The sequence below is a fragment of the Streptomyces sp. NPDC111507 genome, assembly GCF_055638955.1.
In genome coordinates this window covers 338,695-354,472 of record NZ_JBVKBU010000002.1, presented here as the reverse complement: position 1 = coordinate 354,472, position 15,778 = coordinate 338,695, and the positions used below count along the sequence as shown (strand labels likewise).

The window sequence follows — 15,778 nt, the reverse complement described above, 5'->3', positions numbered from 1 at the left end:
GGTCAGGGGGCGTGCCGGTCGCGGGCGCCGAGACCCTCGTCGTCCGAGTCGGTCCACAAGGCGTTGTCGTACGGGGTGTCGGGGATGGCCACGAGATCGGGGCGCCGCGGCGAGGTGACGCCGGGGGCCGTCTCGCGCAGCAGCGCGACGCTCTCGCGCAGATGGTCGGCGTCGGCACGGACGCGGCGCATCTCGAGTCCGCCGCTGCCGATTTGCTGTTCCAGGCGGCCCACCGACCGGTTCAGGTCTTCGAGGCAGCGCTGCACTGACATCAGGTCGTCTTGCACGGACATGACGTGACCTCACTTCCGTGGGCCCTCTGGGCCCTGGGTGGCAACGTTCATGCGCCTGCGAGTGTTGCGCGTCACACCTGCCGGTGTGAAGGGACGTGCACCAATTGGCGGGCGTGCGCTGGGGGCGCCGTCCCCTGGGGGTTGCGCCCCCAGACCCCCGCTTCGGCTTGAACGGTCTCGTCCTCGAACGCCGGACGGGCTGAATCGAGTCGGCCGGCGTTACGCCGCACGGGTGTGCTTTCTCTCGCTCCCCGCGTGTCGCCACCGGCAGGTGAACCCTTTCCTCTTCAGTGGGTCCGTAGATCTGATCAACTCCTTATATCGGTAAATATACTGCCAAACATGATCAGAAACCCTGTTCGCCCGCGGAGCGGCTTGTCCCGGAGGTACCAGAGATGTCCCACGACGGCGTCGGACTGCGCGCGGTGATGCGCTCGGTCGCGTTCCTCACCGCGGGCGCGCTCGCGGTACCCGCCCTCGCCGCGTGCAGCGCCGACGAGGAGGTCGCCAAGCCCCTCGCCGCGCAGGACATCGCACCTGCGACCCGCGACCAGATCGCGGACGGCGGCACCCTGCGCTGGGCGGTGGACGCCGTACCGGAGACCCTCAACACCTTCCAGGCGGACGCCGACGCCGGCACCTCCCGGATCGCCGGCGCCGTACTGCCCGCCCTGTACCGCCTCGACTCCAACGGCACCCCGCAGCTCAACCCCGACTACCTCGAATCGGCCAAGATCGTCGAGACCGAGCCCAAGCAGGTCGTGCTCTACAAGCTCAACCAGCAGGCGGTCTGGAGCGACGGCCGTGAGATCGGCGCCGCCGACTTCGCCGCCCAGTGGCGCGCCCTGTCCGGCAAGGACAGCGCCTACTGGACGGCCCGCAACGCCGGCTACGACCGCATCGAGAAGATCGAGCGCGGCAAGAGCAACCTGGAGGTCCGCGTCACCTTCAGTCGCCCCTACGCCGACTGGAAGTCGCTCTTCTCACCGCTGTACCCCAAGGACGTGATGGGCACCGCGGACGCCTTCAACGACGGGGCGCGCACCAAGCTCCAGGCCACCGCGGGCCCGTTCGCCCTCCAGAAGATCGACCACAAGAGCGGCGAGGTCCTCCTCGCCCGCAACCCGCGCTGGTGGGGCCGCCCCGCCAAGCTCTCCGAGATCGCGCTGATCGCCGTCCCGCGCGACAAGCGGGCCGAGGCGCTCGCCGCCGACAAGGTCGACCTGGCCGAGATCGACCCCGAAGAGGCCGGCCGGATCGCGCTCGCCGCCCGCGAAAAGGGGACCGTCCGGCTGCAGGGACCGGGCTCCGCGCTCACGCCCGCGAAAGCGCTGCGTTCCTGGGCGGTCGCGCACGGCTCCGACGAGGAGGCCGCGTCCGACGAGATCAAGGCCCGCAAGAAGCAGCGCACGGCGATCGCGACGTACGCCCGTCAGCAGACGTCCCTGCGCGACTTCGTGGTCCGCAAGTCCCTCGAGCCCGCCTACACCCAGCTGGCCCTGAACGGCTCCGAGGGCCCGCTCGCCGACGAGCGCGTCCGCCGCGCAGTCGCCCGCGCGATCAACCGCGACGAACTCGCCCAGGCCGTCCTGGGCCCGCTGGGCCTGCCCGCCGTCCCGGTCGGCAGCCACCTCGCGCTCTCCGGCCAGCCGGACTACGCCGACAACAGCGGCGCGCTCGGCGGTCAGGACACCAAGGAGGCGCAGGCGCTGCTGGCGGATGCCGGATGGGTGCCCGGGGGACCGGTGAACGAGCAGCAACAGCATCAGAAGAAGGACAAGGACAAGGCGGCCGGGCCCGAGGGCAAGAAGGCGGACCCTGGCGCGGACTCGGACGACGGAACGTTCATCGTCGGCGAGGACGACAAGAACGGTGAGGCCGACCGGGACAAGAAGGACCCGAAGGACCACGCCGAGAAGCACGGGAAGAACGGGAATCAGCACGGGGACGAGGAGGCCGGCAAGCATCTCGACGGCAGGCAGTACGCCCCCAAGGACAACCGGCAGGGCGGGGCGCCCGGCGCCTACGCGCCCAAGGGCACGGCCGCCCCGGCGGGCGCCGCGGCGGGCGCGCTCGCCAAGGACGGCAAGGCGCTGACACTGCGCTTCGTCCTGCCCTCGGGTCCCGGTTCGGACTCGCTGCGCACGGTGGCCGACCAGATCTCGCGGATGCTGGAGCACATCGGCATCCGTACCGAGACGTCCAGGGTGCCGGACGACAGCTATTTCAAGGACCACATCGCCTCGGGCCAGTACGACCTGGCGCTGTACTCCTGGCCCGCCTCGGCCTTCCCCGCCACCGACGCCCGCCCGATCTACGCGAAGCCGGTCCCGGCGGCCGACGGCTCCCTCGCCGTCGAGCAGAACTACACCCGGGTCGGCACCGATCAGGTCGACCAGCTGTTCGATCAGGCCATCGCGACGCTGGACGAGGACGAGTCGCGTTCCCTGGTCCGCAAGGCCGACGCCCGGATCTGGGCCGCCGCCGGATCGATTCCCCTCTATCAGCGCCCCCAGCTCACGGCCACCCGCCTGAACCTCGCCAACGCCGGCGCCTTCGGGTTCCAGACCCCCCTCTATGAGGACATGGGCTTTCTGAAGAAGGGTGCGCAGGGGGGAACGGCACCCAAGAAGGACAGGTAGGAAGGGCAAGCAGGAAGGGCGGTCAACGCCGCCCACGGCCTCCGCGGAACAGCCCGCGGAGGCCGTGCCCGTCAAGGCCACGTACCATGGGGTAAGGCCGTGGCGTGTCCAGCCCGGCAGGGTCCGCGTAGCACTGACGTACGCGCAGGCCGTCCACTCACTCCGGGAGAAGCGCCTCAATATGGCCACGCGCCACGACATCCGCAACGTAGCCATCGTCGCCCACGTCGACCACGGCAAGACCACCCTGGTCGATGCCATGCTCAAGCAGGCCGGTGCCTTCGCCGCGCACGCCGCCGAGTCGCTTGACGACCGCATGATGGACTCGAACGACCTGGAGCGTGAGAAGGGCATCACGATCCTGGCCAAGAACACGGCCGTGAAGTACCACCCGAAGGATGGTGGTGAGGTCATCACCATCAACATCATCGACACCCCGGGCCACGCCGACTTCGGTGGCGAGGTCGAGCGCGGTCTGTCGATGGTGGACGCGGTCGTCCTCCTCGTCGACGCCTCCGAGGGCCCGCTGCCGCAGACCCGCTTCGTGCTGCGCAAGGCGCTGCAGGCCCGCCTGCCCGTCATCCTGTGCATCAACAAGACGGACCGTCCCGACTCGCGCATCGACGAGGTCGTGAACGAGGCGTACGACCTCTTCCTCGACCTGGACGCCGACGAGGACCAGATCGAGTTCCCGATCGTCTACGCGTGTGCGCGTGACGGCGTCGCCTCCCTGACCAAGCCGGAGAACGGCACGGTCCCGCAGGACAGCGACAGCCTGGAGCCGTTCTTCACCACGATCCTGGAGTCCGTCCCGGCCCCGTCCTACGACGAGTCCGCCCCGCTCCAGGCGCACGTCACCAACCTGGACGCCGACAACTTCCTCGGCCGTATCGCGCTGCTCCGCGTCGAGCAGGGCGAGCTGCGCAAGGGCCAGACCGTCACGTGGATCAAGCGCGACGGCACGATGTCCAACGTCCGCATCACCGAGCTGCTGATGACCGAGGCGCTCACCCGCAAGCCCGCCGAGGTGGCGGGCCCCGGTGACATCTGCGCCGTCGCCGGTATCCCGGAGATCATGATCGGCGAGACCCTCGCCGACCCCGAGAACCCGATCGCGCTGCCGCTGATCACGGTGGACGAGCCGGCGATCTCGATGACGATCGGTACGAACACCTCGCCGCTGGTCGGCCGTGGTGGCACCGGCAAGGGCGCGGACGCCAAGTCCGCGGTCAAGGACCGCAAGGTCACCGCCCGCCAGGTCAAGGACCGTCTCGACCGCGAGCTGGTCGGTAACGTCTCCCTGCGGGTGCTGGACACCGAGCGTCCGGACGCCTGGGAGGTCCAGGGCCGTGGTGAGCTCGCGCTCGCCATCCTGGTCGAGCAGATGCGCCGCGAGGGCTTCGAGCTGACCATCGGCAAGCCCCAGGTGGTCACCCAGATCATCGACGGCAAGGTGCACGAGCCGGTCGAGCGCATGACGATCGACGTGCCCGAGGAGCACATGGGCGCGGTCACGCAGCTCATGGGCGTCCGCAAGGGCCGTATGGACAACATGTCGAACCACGGCTCCGGCTGGGTCCGACTGGAGTTCGTCGTGCCCTCCCGCGGCCTCATCGGCTTCCGGACCGAGTTCCTGACCGGCACGCGCGGTACGGGCATCGCCCACTCCATCCACGAGGGTCACGAGCCGTGGTTCGGCACGCTGACCACCCGTAACAACGGCTCGCTGGTCGCCGACCGCTCCGGCGCCGTCACCGCCTTCGCGATGACGAACCTCCAGGAGCGCGGTGTGCTGTTCACCGACCCCGGCACCGAGGTGTACGAGGGCATGATCGTCGGCGAGAACTCGCGCGCCGACGACATGGACGTGAACATCACCAAGGAGAAGAAGCTCACGAACATGCGGTCGTCCTCGGCCGACTCGTTCGAGGCGATCGTCCCGCCGCGCAAGCTCTCCCTGGAGCAGTCCCTGGAGTTCTGCCGCGACGACGAGTGCGTCGAGGTGACCCCGGAGGCCGTGCGCATCCGCAAGGTCGTCCTCGACCAGAAGGAGCGCGGTCGCACCGCCAGCCGGGCCAAGCACGGCTGACCTCGACCGTTCCGCAGTGATTTCGGGCACCTCGCATCCGCGGGGTGCCCGTTGCGTTGGGGGGCGGGCCGAGCCCGACGCGCGGTTTGCGCCGCGGTACGTGGCTGCGATAGGGCGGAGAGCGAGGGGAGGGTAGGGAAAACCCTTCATTACGGAGGAGGAGCCCTCCAAATTGGCCGGTTCCCACTACCCTGCAATCACGTGGGTCCCGGCCGCACGGCGCCTCTCGGCGCAGTGATCACACCGTCGGGGGACGTACCCGCTTGATCAGCGAACGGCCTTGTCATGGAAGCCCGTTGACCGCGAAACGGGGCAGCTGCCTCCGCCGGTCCGGGGTGGGTGGGCACGCCGATGGCACCCCCACATGACGGCCACGATAGTCGCAACCTCTTTTTTCGCTCCGCGCGTCCGCAATGCGGACGGTCGAGACCGATAGATGTGTAACAAGTCCGTTTCGGAGGGATCTTTCAGCAAACCCTTTGTCCGGATTTTGGAAGAAGTAGGCGACAGGTGTGATCGAACCGAGACCTTGTGAGTGTGGTCGGGCTCTGGCCCATGGCAGATAGTTAGGCGCGTAGAGCTCGGATCAACGGGCCATACGCCTTCAGGTGGCGTCGGCTTGCGAGCGCAGGGGGCACCAGCACTTTCTCCGTCCCAAGTGTCGGCAGTGTGACTAGTGCTCCCTTTTGCGGTGAACCAATGGACTCATGAGGAGGAACCCATGCGCGGTGCCAAGAGCGCCAAGTGGGTCGCGATAGCCGCGGTTGTGGCGCTGGGAGCGACCGCCTGTGGTGGTGGCGGTAGCGACAAGGGCAGCGACAGCAAGGCCGCCGTCGACCCGGCCGGTAAGTTCTCGGTCGAGGTGGGCGAGCCGCAGAACCCGCTGCAGCCGGCCAACACCATGGAGTCCAACGGCAGCATCGTCATCAAGTCGCTCTTCTCGCAGCTCGTGAGCTACGACGACAAGGGCAACATCGTCTACGTGAACGCCCAGTCGGTGGACACGAAGGACAACAAGACGTACACGGTCAAGCTGAAGTCGGGCTGGAAGTTCCACGACGGCACCCCGGTGACCGCCACGTCCTACGTCAAGGCGTGGAACTGGGCTGCCGCCCCGGCGAACAAGCAGACCAACAGCTTCTGGTTCTCCGACATCGCGGGCTACGACGACGTCGCCCCGGCGAAGGGCAAGCCGAAGGCCACGGAGATGTCCGGTCTGAAGGTCGTCGACGACAACACCTTCACGATCACGCTCTCCAAGGCGATCCCCTACTACGTCTACAAGCTCGGCTACGAGGTCTTCTCGCCGCTGCCCGAGTCCTTCTACAAGGACCCGAAGGCCGCGGGCGAGCACCCGATCGGCAACGGCCCGTACAAGTTCGTCAGCTGGGCGCACAAGAAGCAGATCGAGGTCGCCAAGTTCGACGGCTACCAGGGTCCGGACAAGGCCAAGAACGGTGGTGTGCTCTTCAAGAACTACACCAACCTGGAGACGGCCTACGAGGACCTGAAGTCGGGCAACGTCGACGTTCTGCGTCAGGTCGCCCCGAAGGACCTGCCGGTCTACAAGTCGGACCTCGGCAGCCGCGCGGTGGACAAGGCGTACTCGGCGATCCAGACGATCACGCCGGCCTTCTACACCAAGCAGTGGAAGGACATCAACCCGAAGGTCCTGCAGGGCCTGTCGATGGCGATCGACCGCGCCACCATCACCAAGACGGTGCTCCAGGGCACCCGCGAGCCCGCCACCGGCTGGGTCGCGAAGGGTGTGCTCGGCTACGAGCCGAACGTCGGCGGTGACGTCTTCACGTACAACCCGACCAAGGCGAAGCAGCTCATCAAGGACGGCGGCGGCGTCCCGGGCAACGCCATGACCATCCAGTACAACGCCGACGGCGGTCACAAGGAGTGGGTGGAGGCGGTCTGCAACTCGATCACCAACGCCACCGGTGTCAAGTGCTCCGGCGACTCCAAGGCCGACTTCCAGGCCGACCTGGACGCGCGTGACGCGCACGCGGTCAAGTCCATGTACCGCAGTGGCTGGGTGCTCGACTTCCCGATGAACGCCAACTTCATCCGTGACCTGTTCGGCACCAAGTCGGACGGCAACACGAGCGGCTTCTCGAACAAGAAGATCGACGCCGATATCGCCGCGGCCGACAGCGCCAGCTCGCTCGCGGACTCGGAGAAGAAGTACCAGGACATCGAGAAGGAGCTCGTCAACTACATGCCGAGCATTCCGCTCTGGTACTACAAGGTCAACGCGGGCTACTCGGACAAGGTCACCGGCGTCGAGTACGCCCAGGACGGCGACCCGATCCTGACCGGCGTTCAGGTCAAGAAGTAACCGCAATCAGCCCGTGATCCCGGGTGCGGCGCCGCCTCGTGCGCCGCGCCCGGGGGGACGGCAGCGGCCGGGGGGCCCTTTCCATGCGCATCGTTCAGGGGTGCGCAGGGAAAGGGCCCGTCGGCTGTCGTCGTAGTAACTATATGGAGGCACGATGGGGCGCTACGTCGCACGACGACTGCTCCAGATGATCCCGGTCTTCATCGGGACAACCCTGCTGATCTTTCTCATGGTTTACGCCCTGCCCGGCGACCCCGTGCGAGGCCTGTTCGGCGACAAGGGCGGAAGCCCTGCCGTCATCGCCTCACTGAGACATCAGTACGGCCTGGACCAGCCGATCCTGGTGCAGTACTACCACTACATGAAGGACATGATCCTTCACTTCGACTTCGGCACGCAGATCGCGAGCGGCCGCCCCGTCACGGACGTCCTCAGCGAGGCGTTCCCGGTGACCCTTCGCCTGGCCTCGCTGTCCTTCGCCATCGAGGTCGTCCTGGGCATCGCCCTGGGCGTCTGGGCGGGCATGCGCGCCGGGCGGTTCGCGGACAACGCGATCCTGCTGGTCTCGCTGCTGCTGATCTCCGTTCCGGTGTTCGTTCTCGGCTTCATCCTGAAGGTCGTCTTCGCCTTCCAGCTCAACTGGCTGCCGCCGAACGTGAACGACTCCACGAACTACAACGAGTTGCTGATGCCGGCGTTCGTCCTCGCGACCGCCTCGCTGGCCTATGTGACCCGGCTCACCCGTACGTCGGTCGCCGAGAACCTGCGCGCCGACTACATCCGTACGGCCATCGCCAAGGGCCTGCCCCGGCGTCGTGTGGTGGGTGTCCACCTCATGCGCAACTCGCTGATCCCCGTGATCACCTACCTGGGCACCGACATCGGCGCGCTGATGGGCGGAGCCGTCGTCACCGAGGGCCTGTTCAACATCCAGGGCATCGGCGGCACGATCTACCAGTCCATCGTGCGGCGTGAAGGCACCACGCTCGTCGGCCTGGTGACCATTCTGGTGCTGGTCTATCTCCTCGCCAGCCTGCTCGTCGACCTGCTGTACGCGGTCCTGGACCCGAGGATTCGCTATGCCTGACGTGACCAAGACCGACGTCCAGACGGCGGTGGCGACCGACGGCGCGGCCACCCCGGTGGCGGTTCCCGCGGCCAAGCCGGAGAAGTCCCGCAGCCTGTGGGGCGACGCCTGGAACGACCTCCGGCACAGCTGGATCTTCGGTGTCTCGGCGGTGCTGATCCTGCTGCTGCTGACGATCACCTTCTTCCCGGGGCTGTTCACCGACACCGACCCGATCAAGGGCGATCTGGCCAAGCACTTCCTGCAGAAGCCGAAGCTGGGCCATGTGTTCTCCGCGGACTGGCTGGGCTACGACCAGCAGGGCCGCAGTGTCTACGCCCGTACCATCTACGGCACCCGGGCCTCCGTGGCCGTGGGCTTCGGCACCACCCTCGCGGTGACGGTCGTGGGTGGCCTGATGGGCATGATCGCCGGATACTTCGGCGGCATCGTCGACTCGATCCTGTCGCGCCTGACGGACGTCTTCTTCGGCATCCCGTTCCTGCTCGCCACCATGGTCGTGCTGACCTCCTTCCCGGACCGCACGACCTGGGTCGTCATCGGCGCGCTGGCCGCCTTCGGCTGGACGCAGATCGCCCGAGTGATGCGCGGCGCGGTGATCACCACCAAGCAGGCCGACTACGTACACGCGGCCAAGGCCCTGGGCGCGAGCACCCCGCGGATCATGTTCCGGCACATCCTGCCGAACACCCTCGCCCCCGTGATCGTCGTCTCCACCATCTCGCTCGGTGTCTACATCTCCGCCGAGGCGACCCTGTCCTTCCTCGGACTCGGCCTCAACGGCGTGTCCTGGGGCAACGACATCTCGGACGGCGGCAACCAGATTCGCGTGGCGCAGTGGATCATGCTGTACCCGTCGATCATGCTCAGCATCACGGTGCTGGCGTTCATCATGCTCGGTGAGGCCGTCCGTAACGCCCTCGACCCGAAGCTGCGCTGAGGGAGGCGTACGTGACCATCATCGAAGAAGACTCCGTCCCGGTGCCCGCCCCGCGTAAGGGCGGCGCCGACGACGGGCCGCTGCTCGAAGTGCGTGACCTGCACGTCGAGTTCCACACCCGCGAGGGCGTGGCCAAGGCGGTCAACGGCGTCAACTACAGCGTCAGCGCGGGCGAGACCCTCGCCGTGCTCGGCGAGTCCGGCTCCGGCAAGTCCGTGACCGCGCAGGCGATCATGGGCATCCTCGACATGCCGCCGGCGAGGATCCCGCAGGGCGAGATCCTCTTCCGCGGCCAGGACATGCTCAAGATGTCCGGCGAGGAGCGCCGCAAGATCCGCGGCCAGAAGATCGCCATGATCTTCCAGGACGCGCTCAGCTCGCTCAACCCGGTCCTGTCCGTCGGCTACCAGCTCGGCGAGATGTTCCGGGTGCACCAGGGCCTCTCCAAGAAGGAGGCCAAGGCCAAGGCGATCGAGCTGATGGACCGGGTGAAGATCCCGGCCTCCGCGGCCCGCGTGAACGACTACCCGCACCAGTTCTCGGGCGGTATGCGCCAGCGCATCATGATCGCGATGGCGCTGGCCCTGGAGCCGGACCTGATCATCGCGGACGAGCCCACCACGGCGCTCGACGTGACGGTCCAGGCCCAGGTCATGGACCTGCTCGCGGACCTTCAGCGCGAGTACAACATGGGCCTGATCCTGATCACCCACGACCTCGGCGTCGTCGCCGACGTCGCGGACAAGATCGCCGTGATGTACGCGGGCCGGATCGTGGAGCGCGCCCCGGTCCACGAGCTGTACAAGCGCCCCGCGCACCCGTACACGCGGGGTCTGCTGGACTCGATCCCGCGCCTGGACCAGAAGGGCCAGGAGCTGTACGCGATCAAGGGGCTGCCGCCCAACCTGCTGCGCATCCCGACCGGCTGCGCGTTCAACCCGCGCTGCCCCAAGGCCCAGGACATCTGCCGCACCGACGTGCCGGCGCTGCTCCCGGTGAGCGAGCAGGACGGCACCGAGCTGGTCGGCCGCGGTTCGGCCTGCCACTTCTGGAAGGAGACGATCCATGGCTGAGCTCAGCAAGAACGACGAGCAGGAGGCCACCCCGAACGTCTCCGACGTGGAGGTCGTCGACGCCCACTCCGAGACGGAGGCGGTCGCCGCGATCGAGGCGCCGGTGGACCGTGGCGAGCCGATCCTTCAGGTGCGCAACCTGGTGAAGCACTTCCCGCTCACCCAGGGCATCCTGTTCAAGCGGCAGATCGGCGCGGTGAAGGCCGTCGACGGTGTCTCCTTCGATCTGCACCAGGGCGAGACGCTGGGCATCGTGGGCGAGTCCGGCTGCGGCAAGTCCACCGTGGCCAAGCTCCTGATGAACCTGGAGCGGGCCACCGCGGGCGAGATCTTCTACAAGGGCCAGGACATCACCAAGCTGTCCGGGCGTGCCCTGAAGGCCGTGCGCCGCAACATCCAGATGGTCTTCCAGGACCCGTACACCTCGCTCAACCCCCGTATGACGGTGGGCGACATCATCGGTGAGCCCTTCGACATCCACCCCGAGGTGGCTCCGAAGGGCGACCGGCGGCGCAAGGTCCAGGAACTGCTGGACGTGGTCGGCCTCAACCCCGAGTACATCAACCGTTACCCGCACCAGTTCTCGGGCGGTCAGCGTCAGCGCATCGGCATCGCCCGCGGTCTCGCGCTCAACCCCGAGATCATCATCTGCGACGAGCCGGTATCGGCGCTCGACGTGTCGGTGCAGGCGCAGGTCATCAACCTGATGGAGCGGCTCCAGGACGAGTTCAACCTGTCCTACCTCTTCATCGCGCACGACCTGTCGATCGTCCGGCACATCTCGGACCGGGTCGGCGTGATGTACCTAGGCAAGATGGCGGAGATCGGCAGCGACGAGCAGATCTACGACCACCCGACGCACCCCTACACCCAGGCGCTGCTGTCGGCCGTGCCGGTGCCGGACCCGGAGGCCCGTGAGCACCGCGAGCGGATCATCCTGACCGGTGACGTGCCGTCCCCGGCCAACCCGCCGTCGGGCTGCAGCTTCCGCACCCGCTGCTGGAAGGCCCAGGACAAGTGCTCCGTGGAGACCCCGATCCTCGCGGTGCCCGAGGTGTTCATGGGCGTGGACTCGCCGGCGGCCCATGAGTCGGCGTGCCACTTCGCCGAGGAGAAGAACGTCGTGCACGCGGCCTGAGCGCCACGCGTCCCGTGATCGACAGGCCGGTTCCCGGCACCGCCACCGCGGTGCCGGGAACCGGCTTTTTCAGGTGAGGGAAGATGCTGCATCACGTCGAACTGTGGGTGCCGGACCTGGAGCGCGCGGTCCGCTCCTGGGGATGGCTGCTGGAGCGCCTGGGCTGTGAGCCGTACCAGGAGTGGCCGCACGGCCGCAGTTGGCGCCGGGGCGAGACCTATCTCGTCGTCGAGCAGTCGCCCGCGCTGAAGGCGGACTCCCACGACCGTCTGCGCCCCGGCCTGAACCACCTCGCCTTCCATGTGCCGGACCGCACCGAACTCGACCGGCTCGTGGCCGAGGCGCCCCGCCACGGCTGGTCACCCCTCTTTTCGGACCGCTATCCGCACGCGGGCGGTCCGCAGCACTGCGCCGCGTATCTGGAGGACGCGGACGGCTTCGAGGTGGAGTTGGTCGTCCACGTACGGGTGGCCTGAATGTGCGGTATGCGCGTTACCGGTTGATATTGGCCGGTAATGGAACAGCGCCGCGGCGCTGGCGGCAGCGCACTCTGGGAGGCACTCCATGCGTGGAGCGACGCATGCCACATGGGCCGTGGGCGCGGCGGCGGTGGCCCTCGTGGCGACGGCCTGCGGCGGCGGAGGCGGCGGCAGCGGCGGCGGCGCGTCCGGCGTGCTCAGTTCCTCCTGGGGGGACCCGCAGAACCCGCTGGAGCCGTCCAACACCAACGAGGTGCAGGGCGGCAAGGTCCTCGACATGATCTTCCGGGGTCTGAAACGGTACGACGCCACGACCGGCGCGGCCCAGAACATGCTGGCGCAGAAGATCGACACCTCGGACTCGCAGAACTTCACGATCACCGTCAAGGGCGGCTGGACGTTCAGCAACGGAGAGCCCGTCACCGCGCAGTCCTTCGTGGACGCCTGGAACTACGGGGCCAGTCTCAAGAACAACCAGAAGAACGCGTACTTCTTCGGGTACATCGAGGGCTACGACAAGGTCCACCCCGAGACGGGAACGCAGAGCGCGGACACGCTGTCGGGGCTGAAGGTCACCGGCGCGCGCACCTTCACCGTCAAGCTCAACCAGAAGTTCTCGACCTTCCCCGACACCCTCGGCTACGTCGCCTTCGCACCGCTGCCCAAGGCGTTCTTCAGCGACCACGCGGCCTGGCTGAAGAAGCCGGTCGGCAACGGGCCCTACACCGTCGACTCGTACACCAAGGGCTCGATGATGTCCCTGCGGAAGTGGGACGCGTACCCGGGGACGGACAAGGCACAGAACGGCGGGGTGGACCTGAAGGTCTACACCGACAACAACACCGCCTACACCGACCTGTTGGCGGGCAACCTCGACCTCGTCGACGACGTGCCCGCCGCCCAGCTCAAGAACGTGAAGAACGATCTCGGCGGCCGGTACATCAACACCCCGGCGGGCATCATCCAGACCATCGCCTTCCCGTTCTACGACCAGGCCTGGGACAAGAGCGGCATGGAGAACGTCCGCAAGGGCCTGTCCATGGCGATCAACCGGGACCAGATCACCAGCACGATCTTCCAGAAGACCCGCACCCCGGCCTCCGACTGGACCTCACCGGTGCTCGGCGCGGCCGGCGGCTTCCAGGACGGACTGTGCGGCGCCTCCTGCCGGTACGACCCCGCGCAGGCGAAGAAGCTGATCCAGGGCGGCGGCGGACTGCCCGGCGGCCAGATCAAGATCTCGTACAACGCGGACAGCGGCTCCCACAAGGAGTGGATCGACGCCGTCTGCAACTCCATCAACAACGCGCTGGGCAACGACAAGGCCTGCGTCGGCAACCCGATCGGCACCTTCGCCGACTTCCGCAACCAGATCGGGCAGCACAAGATGCCGGGTCCGTTCCGGGCCGGCTGGCAGATGGACTACCCGCTGATCCAGAACTTCCTTCAGCCGCTGTACTACACGAACGCCTCCTCCAACGACGGCAAGTGGTCCAACAAGGACTTCGACAAGCTCGTCGACCAGGCGAACGCCGAGACCGACAAGGCCCAGGCCATCAAGCTCTTCCAGCAGGCCGAAGGGGTCGTACGGGACAACATGGCCGCCATCCCGCTCTGGTACCAGAACGGCAGCGCGGGCTACTCGGACAGGATCTCCAACGTGGCGCTCAATCAGTTCAGCGTGCCCGTCTACAACGAGATCAAGGTCAGCTGAGCCGTCCACGGGGTGAACGTCCGGGTTGCTGAAGCGAACCCGGGCGTGGGCCCCGTACTACCTCCGGAGCCCTCATGGGACGGTATGTGATCCGGCGTCTGCTCCAGATGATCCCGGTCTTCATCGGCGCCACGCTCTTGATCTTCCTGATGGTGAACGTGATGGGCGACCCCATCGCGGGTCTGTGCGGCGAGCGGCAGTGCGACCCCGCCACCGCCGCCCAGCTGCGCAAGGAGTTCGGCCTCGACAAGCCGGTGTGGCAGCAATACCTCACGTACATGGGCAATGTCTTCACCGGCGACTTCGGCACCGCCTTCACCGGGCAGCCGGTGACCGAGCTGATGGCCGACTCCTTCCCCGTCACCATCCGGTTGACGATCGTCGCGATCCTCTTCGAGATCGTCATCGGCATCCTGCTGGGCGTCGTCACCGGGCTGCGCCGCGGCCGGCCCGTCGACACCGGTGTCCTGCTGCTCACCCTCGTCGTCATCTCGATCCCGACCTTCGTCACCGGATTGCTGTTGCAACTACTTCTCGGTGTCGAGTGGGGCTGGATCAGACCCTCGGTCTCCCCGGACGCCACCTTCGGCGAACTGATCGTGCCCGGACTGGTCCTCGCCTCCGTCTCCCTCGCCTATGTCACCCGGCTCACCCGGACCTCCATCGCCGAGAACAAGCGGTCCGACTACGTCCGGACAGCCGTCGCCAAGGGCCTGCCCCGGCACCGGGTGATCACCAAGCACCTGCTGCGCAACTCGCTGATCCCCGTGGTCACCTTCATCGGCACGGACATCGGCGCGCTCATGGGCGGCGCGATCGTCACCGAGCGGATCTTCAACATCCACGGCGTCGGCTACCAGCTCTACCAGGGGATCGTGCGGCAGAACACCCAGACCGTGGTCGGCTTCGTGACCGTCCTCGTGCTCGTCTTCCTGGTCGCCAACCTGCTCGTCGACCTCCTCTACGCCGTACTCGACCCGAGGATCCGCTATGCCTGAGCAGCCGCCGTACCAGCGGGAGGGCGCCATCGCCGCGACCGGCGCGGGCGGCGCCATGGACCTCGCCACGAGCGAGGGCGCCACCCTGGAGCGGACGCCCGGCGGCCCCGAGGGCACGGGCCCTCAGGAGAAGCCCAGGAGCCTGTGGTCCGACGCCTGGCGCGATCTGCGGCGCAACCCCGTCTTCATCGTCTCCGGGCTCCTCATCCTCTTCCTGGTCGTCATCTCCCTGTGGCCCTCGCTGATCGCCACCCAGAACCCCCTCAAGTGCGACCTCGCCAAGGCCCAGGAGGGCTCGCAGCCGGGACATCCCTTCGGGTTCGACGGGCAGGGCTGCGACGTCTACACACGGGTGGTGTACGGGACCCGCGTGTCGATCAGCGTCGGCGTCTGCGCCACTCTCGGCGTCGCGATCCTCGGCTCGGTGCTCGGCGGGCTCGCCGGGTTCTTCGGCGGCGTGGGCGACTCGGTCCTCTCCCGGATCACCGACATCTTCTTCGCGATCCCCGTCGTGCTCGGCGGCCTGGTCCTGCTCTCCGTGGTGACCAGCAACACCATCTGGCCCGTCATCGGGTTCATGGTGCTGCTCGGTTGGCCCCAGATCTCGCGCATCGCGCGCGGCTCCGTCATCACCATCAAGCAGAACGACTACGTCCAGGCCGCCCGCGCCCTCGGTGCCTCGAACTCCCGCCTGATGCTCCGGCACATCACCCCCAACGCCGTCGCGCCGGTCATCGTCGTCGCCACCATCGCGCTCGGCACGTACATCGCGCTGGAGGCGACGCTCTCCTACCTCGGCGTGGGCCTGAAGCCCCCCACGGTCAGCTGGGGCATCGACATCTCCTCGGCCTCCGCCTACGTCCGCACGGCCCCGCACATGCTGCTGTGGCCCGCCGGCGCCCTCGCGATCACCGTGCTCGCGTTCATCATGCTCGGCGACGCGGTGCGCGACGCCCTCGACCCGAAGCTGAGGTGACG

Annotated in this window: 12 protein-coding genes; 11 read left to right on the top strand and 1 reads right to left on the bottom strand. The window is 67.5% G+C overall.

Annotation, left to right across the window (positions count from 1 at the left end):
- Window positions 1-2 precede the first annotated feature (2 nt).
- The gene (locus ACZ7M2_RS09090) at window positions 3-293 is read right to left on the bottom strand and encodes a hypothetical protein (RefSeq protein WP_168510906.1); all 291 of its coding nucleotides are present in this window, start codon (window positions 291-293) and stop codon (window positions 3-5) included.
- A 395-nt stretch (window positions 294-688) separates the two neighbouring features.
- Here ACZ7M2_RS09090 and ACZ7M2_RS09085 point away from each other — a divergent pair, with 395 nt between their 5' ends.
- The 11 genes from ACZ7M2_RS09085 (at window position 689) to ACZ7M2_RS09035 (ending at window position 15,776) form a co-directional block, all read left to right on the top strand.
- Window positions 689-2,935, top strand: coding sequence for an ABC transporter family substrate-binding protein (locus ACZ7M2_RS09085; protein WP_471594723.1), 2,247 nt, complete (start codon window positions 689-691; stop codon window positions 2,933-2,935).
- A 181-nt stretch (window positions 2,936-3,116) separates the two neighbouring features.
- Window positions 3,117-5,024 carry a translational GTPase TypA gene (typA, locus tag ACZ7M2_RS09080; protein ID WP_352045870.1) on the top strand — a complete coding sequence of 636 codons (1,908 nt, stop codon included), beginning with the start codon at window positions 3,117-3,119 and terminating at the stop codon, window positions 5,022-5,024.
- A gap of 721 nt (window positions 5,025-5,745) precedes the next feature.
- Window positions 5,746-7,371, top strand: a complete 1,626-nt coding sequence (locus tag ACZ7M2_RS09075; protein ID WP_471594722.1) for a peptide ABC transporter substrate-binding protein — start codon at window positions 5,746-5,748, stop codon at window positions 7,369-7,371.
- A gap of 154 nt (window positions 7,372-7,525) precedes the next feature.
- Window positions 7,526-8,458 carry an ABC transporter permease gene (locus tag ACZ7M2_RS09070; protein ID WP_054228247.1) on the top strand — a complete coding sequence of 311 codons (933 nt, stop codon included), beginning with the start codon at window positions 7,526-7,528 and terminating at the stop codon, window positions 8,456-8,458.
- A complete protein-coding gene (locus ACZ7M2_RS09065) occupies window positions 8,451-9,398 on the top strand; it encodes an ABC transporter permease (protein WP_403696942.1) in 948 nt (315 codons plus the stop codon). Before ACZ7M2_RS09070 ends, ACZ7M2_RS09065 begins: the two co-directional genes overlap by 8 nt.
- A gap of 11 nt (window positions 9,399-9,409) precedes the next feature.
- Window positions 9,410-10,471 carry an ABC transporter ATP-binding protein gene (locus tag ACZ7M2_RS09060; protein ID WP_054228245.1) on the top strand — a complete coding sequence of 354 codons (1,062 nt, stop codon included), beginning with the start codon at window positions 9,410-9,412 and terminating at the stop codon, window positions 10,469-10,471.
- Window positions 10,464-11,609 carry an ABC transporter ATP-binding protein gene (locus ACZ7M2_RS09055; protein ID WP_351694857.1) on the top strand — a complete coding sequence of 382 codons (1,146 nt, stop codon included), beginning with the start codon at window positions 10,464-10,466 and terminating at the stop codon, window positions 11,607-11,609. Before ACZ7M2_RS09060 ends, ACZ7M2_RS09055 begins: the two co-directional genes overlap by 8 nt.
- Before the next feature lie 83 nt (window positions 11,610-11,692).
- The gene (locus ACZ7M2_RS09050; RefSeq protein WP_403696947.1) at window positions 11,693-12,085 is read left to right on the top strand and encodes a VOC family protein; all 393 of its coding nucleotides are present in this window, start codon (window positions 11,693-11,695) and stop codon (window positions 12,083-12,085) included.
- Between the two features lie 88 nt (window positions 12,086-12,173).
- A complete protein-coding gene (locus tag ACZ7M2_RS09045) occupies window positions 12,174-13,802 on the top strand; it encodes a peptide ABC transporter substrate-binding protein (protein WP_471594721.1) in 1,629 nt (542 codons plus the stop codon).
- A gap of 74 nt (window positions 13,803-13,876) precedes the next feature.
- A complete protein-coding gene (locus tag ACZ7M2_RS09040) occupies window positions 13,877-14,800 on the top strand; it encodes an ABC transporter permease (protein ID WP_352045875.1) in 924 nt (307 codons plus the stop codon).
- On the top strand, window positions 14,793-15,776 hold the full coding sequence (locus ACZ7M2_RS09035; protein ID WP_471594720.1) for an ABC transporter permease: 984 nt from the start codon (window positions 14,793-14,795) through the stop codon (window positions 15,774-15,776). The genes ACZ7M2_RS09040 and ACZ7M2_RS09035 overlap by 8 nt, the downstream gene beginning before the upstream one ends.
- Window positions 15,777-15,778 lie beyond the last annotated feature (2 nt).

Bases quoted from the DNA above. Each gene is read 5' to 3' on its own strand.
- ACZ7M2_RS09070 (WP_054228247.1), top strand. From the start codon at position 7,526: ATGGGGCGCTACGTCGCACGACGACTGCTCCAGATGATCCCGGTCTTC.
- ACZ7M2_RS09090 (WP_168510906.1), bottom strand. From the start codon at position 293: ATGTCCGTGCAAGACGACCTGATGTCAGTGCAGCGCTGCCTCGAAGAC.
- ACZ7M2_RS09050 (WP_403696947.1), top strand. From the start codon at position 11,693: ATGCTGCATCACGTCGAACTGTGGGTGCCGGACCTGGAGCGCGCGGTC.
- ACZ7M2_RS09045 (WP_471594721.1), top strand. From the start codon at position 12,174: ATGCGTGGAGCGACGCATGCCACATGGGCCGTGGGCGCGGCGGCGGTG.
- ACZ7M2_RS09075 (WP_471594722.1), top strand. From the start codon at position 5,746: ATGCGCGGTGCCAAGAGCGCCAAGTGGGTCGCGATAGCCGCGGTTGTG.
- ACZ7M2_RS09040 (WP_352045875.1), top strand. From the start codon at position 13,877: ATGGGACGGTATGTGATCCGGCGTCTGCTCCAGATGATCCCGGTCTTC.
- ACZ7M2_RS09085 (WP_471594723.1), top strand. From the start codon at position 689: ATGTCCCACGACGGCGTCGGACTGCGCGCGGTGATGCGCTCGGTCGCG.
- typA (WP_352045870.1), top strand. From the start codon at position 3,117: ATGGCCACGCGCCACGACATCCGCAACGTAGCCATCGTCGCCCACGTC.
- ACZ7M2_RS09055 (WP_351694857.1), top strand. From the start codon at position 10,464: ATGGCTGAGCTCAGCAAGAACGACGAGCAGGAGGCCACCCCGAACGTC.
- ACZ7M2_RS09035 (WP_471594720.1), top strand. From the start codon at position 14,793: ATGCCTGAGCAGCCGCCGTACCAGCGGGAGGGCGCCATCGCCGCGACC.
- ACZ7M2_RS09065 (WP_403696942.1), top strand. From the start codon at position 8,451: ATGCCTGACGTGACCAAGACCGACGTCCAGACGGCGGTGGCGACCGAC.